Origin of the sequence: Methanospirillum sp. (assembly GCF_028679455.1) — an archaeon.
Lineage (GTDB): Archaea > Halobacteriota > Methanomicrobia > Methanomicrobiales > Methanospirillaceae > Methanospirillum.
Window position 1 is genome coordinate 1 of the sequence record NZ_JAJRBM010000333.1, and the last position, 3582, is coordinate 3582.

The 3582-nt window shown below is 45.6% G+C and carries 6 protein-coding genes; all 6 read left to right on the forward strand.

Translation table 11 applies throughout. The features are described 5' to 3' along the window. Positions 1–342 (forward strand): glycosyltransferase (locus tag LUQ50_RS11460; RefSeq protein ID WP_300039968.1); only part of this gene is annotated, 342 nt, incomplete at its 5' end. Continuing rightward, entirely contained in the window at positions 339–641 is a 303-nt protein-coding gene (locus LUQ50_RS11465) for a glycosyltransferase (protein ID WP_300039969.1), read from the forward strand. The genes LUQ50_RS11460 and LUQ50_RS11465, both read left to right, overlap by 4 nt. Then, positions 642–1244 carry a hypothetical protein gene (locus LUQ50_RS11470; protein WP_300039970.1) on the forward strand — a complete coding sequence of 201 codons (603 nt, stop codon included), beginning with the start codon at positions 642–644 and terminating at the stop codon, positions 1242–1244. A gap of 76 nt (positions 1245–1320) precedes the next feature. Next, on the forward strand, positions 1321–2304 hold the full coding sequence (locus LUQ50_RS11475) for a hypothetical protein (protein WP_300039971.1): 984 nt from the start codon (positions 1321–1323) through the stop codon (positions 2302–2304). After that, positions 2304–3011, forward strand: coding sequence for a sugar phosphate nucleotidyltransferase (locus LUQ50_RS11480; protein ID WP_300039972.1), 708 nt, complete (start codon positions 2304–2306; stop codon positions 3009–3011). The genes LUQ50_RS11475 and LUQ50_RS11480 overlap by 1 nt, the downstream gene beginning before the upstream one ends. Before the next feature lie 13 nt (positions 3012–3024). After that, positions 3025–3582 (forward strand): SIS domain-containing protein (locus LUQ50_RS11485; RefSeq protein WP_300039973.1); only part of this gene is annotated, 558 nt, incomplete at its 3' end.

Here is a 3582-nt window from a genome sequence, read left to right on the forward strand (position 1 = left end):
ACCGACAAGATGCCCCTCTGGATCAACAGCGCTGACCTCTTTGTCTTCCCCAGTCTCCAGGAGAGTTTTGGCATCGTCCAGATTGAATCTCTTGCCTGCGGGAGACCTGTTATTGCCGCACGAAACGTAGGGAGTGTCGATGTCATTCGATCAGAGGATGTCGGGATCATCTGCAATCCGGGTGATGCTGAGGCTCTTGCGGATGCCATCCGACAAGGCCTGAATAAAGAATGGGATGCAGGAAAAATTCTTGCATATGCCGAACGCTATTCATGGGAAACGGTAGTCAAGGAAATCATGGCAGTTTATACGGAAATATTGCAGGAGTCCTCGAGACAATGACGCAGAAGAACCCTCTGGTTTCTATTGTTACCCCCTCCTTCAACAAAGGACCTTATATCGAAGAAACAATTCGGAGTATCCTGGAACAGACTTACCCGAATATCGAATATATCATCATTGATGGAGGATCAACGGATGGGACCCTGGACATCCTGAAAAAATACGGGGACCGAGTCTCGTGGATCTCCGAGCCAGATCGCGGGCAATCGGATGCGATTAATAAAGGGTGGATGAAAGCGAAAGGGGAAATTATCGCATATCTGAATGCTGATGATACCTATCCCCGCGATGCTGTTTAGATGGCTGTAGCATACCTGAACGAGAACCCTGATGTTGGCTTGGTCTATGGAGATGGGATCCTGACTGATGAAACAGGAAAAATCCTCAGTACGTACCATGCCGGGGAGTTCAGTATGAGGGACCTGATCTACTGCCGGGATAATATCCTGCAACCGGCCCTCTTTCTCCGGAGGAGCGTATATGAAATGATTGGGGGAATTGATGAGAGTCTGCACCTTGCCATGGATCTTGATTACTGGATCCGTGCAGGGTTGCATTTCCGGATTGCGTATCTCCCTCATGTGCTTGCGACGGCAAAGATTTATGGTGATGCAAAAAGCGTTGCCCTGATGCATAAGTACGTCAGCGATTACGAGCATATTCTGGAGAAAGTGTTTGCCGACCCGCACCTGCCTAAGGAACTGGTCGCTGAGAAGAATGCGGTATATAATTTTGTGTATGTCAAGGGTGGATTGGATTTTATTCATCTGGGTATGCACCGGGAAGGGATGAGATACCTGTGGATGGCATTCCGGAGGGATCCTTTGTTGTGTATTGAAAAAATTATTTCTCTTGTTGGAAACTTTTGCTACCAGAAAATCGGACCCGTTTGGTCTGAATAATAATGGATTACTTTCTCTGTAATATCTGAAAAACAGATCGTCAAGATATTTGAGGAATGTCAGATAAGATAATATTATGATAATTACCCGAAGTCCGCTTCGTATCTCTTTGGGAGGTGGAGGCACAGACCTGCCATCATATTACAGACAGCATGAAGGATTTCTTATCGCAGCTGCGATCGATAAATATGTCTATATCACACTCCATGAAGCCTTCCAGAAGGAAATCATCATCAAATATTCTAAAACTGAACGTGTTCATGCCATTGATGAGATCCAACACCCGATAATCCGGGAAGCGCTTAAGCTCCTCGACATCCGCTCCGAGAATTTCGAACTCGCGAGTCTTGCGGATATCCCGGCAGGCACAGGTCTTGGGTCGTCCAGCAGCTTCACATGTGCTCTTCTGAAAGCGCTACATACTTATAATAAATCCTTTGTCAAACCGGACGACCTTGCCGAAGAGGCCTGCCACATTGAGATGGATCTTCTCCGTGAACCCATTGGGAAACAGGACCAATATATCTCTGCATTCGGGGGAATCAATTGTTTTACCTTTTGTAAAAATGATCAGGTTAAGACAAAAGAGCTTAATATCTCAAAAGAAACTCTCTACAATCTTGAAGATCACCTGTTGCTCTTTTTTACCGGCTTCTCCCGCTCAGCCTCAAATGTGCTCAAGGAGCAAGATGATAAAAGCAAGAAAAATGATACCACTATGATCGATAACCTGCATTTTATCAAGGATCTTGGTTACAAGAGCAAAATTGCATTCGAACATGGCGATCTTGAAGAATTTGCCAGTCTTATGAACGTTCATTGGGATCATAAAAAACAGCGTTCAAATGCGATGAGTAACGACCGGATCAATTCATGGTATGATATCGCCATGAAAAACGGTGCGCTGGGCGGAAAACTCATTGGTGCCGGTGGTGGAGGATTTTTAATGTTTTACGCAGAGGACAACAAGAGACTCCGAAAGGCAATGGCCCGTGAAGGGCTTCAGGAAGTCCGGTTCCGATTTGACTTTGACGGCAGTAAAGTGGTGACAACATCGTAATGCTTCCCGTTGTCATTCTTGCCGGAGGGCTGGCTACCCGCCTATACCCGGTTACACAGAAAATCCCCAAGTCCATGATAATGATTGACGGCCGTCCCTTCATCGATCATCAACTGGAACTGTTAAAAGAAAAAGGGATTAGCCATGTTATTCTCTGCGTAGGTAACTTCGGTAAAATGATTGAGAGTTATGTGGGCGACGGATCGCGGTTTGGCCTTGATGTACAATACTCCTATGACGGGAATATCCTCTTGGGAACCGGAGGTGCAGTGAAAAAGGCTGCCCGAATGCTTCCGGATATTTTCATGATCATGTATGGAGATTCATATCTTGATATCAATTATAACCAGATAGTGCAACAGTTTATCGAAGGAATGCAGCCTGCTCTGATGACCGTGTATCGGAACCGGAATGCTTTCGATACCAGCAATATTATCATGAAAGATGCTAAAATCCTTAAATACGATAAAAAAAGCCGTGACCCTTCAATGGAATACATCGACTTTGGACTTATTGTGGTCCAAAAGAGGGTTTTCGATAGATATCCGGCGAATGAACCTTTTGATCTCTCGCTTCTCCTTTCCCGATTAGTCGATGAAGGGCAGATCCTTGGACACGAAGTACCAACACGCTTTTTTGAAATTGGTTCCCCATCTGGAATCAAAGAAACTGAAGAATATATCAGGAAAAGAAGACAAGTTACATAACAGGAATGAAGACATGAGCGAGGACGATTATGTTTCCGCATTTCTTGATGATGCTGTAGTGATAATCGGGAAAATTGACCGGGATCAAATCCATCGGGTGTCTGGTATTCTTCAGGATATACGGAAGAACGCTGGGCGGTTGTTTATTCTTGGTGTTGGTGGTGGAGCAGGCCATGCATCACATGCCGTGAACGATTTCAGAAAAATTGCTGGGATCGAATCATATTCACCAACCGATAATGTATCCGAGCTCACGGCTCGTGTCAATGATGATGGGTGGGAGTCTGTATTTGAAAGCTGGCTCAAAGGGAGTCGGCTCAACGCGAAAGATTGTATCCTTGTCTTCTCTGTAGGTGGAGGAAATGCAGAGAAGAATGTCAGCGTGAACCTGGTCAATGCCCTGCGCTATGCAAAGGAGACCGGAGCAAAGGTAGTTGGTATTGTGGGACGTGACGGTGGGTATACTGCAAAAGTTGCTGATGCTTGCGTTGTAATTCCGGTGGTAAACGAGAAGACAATAACTCCCCAGACAGAAGCGTTCCAAGCGGTAATCTGGCATCTGATTGTCTCC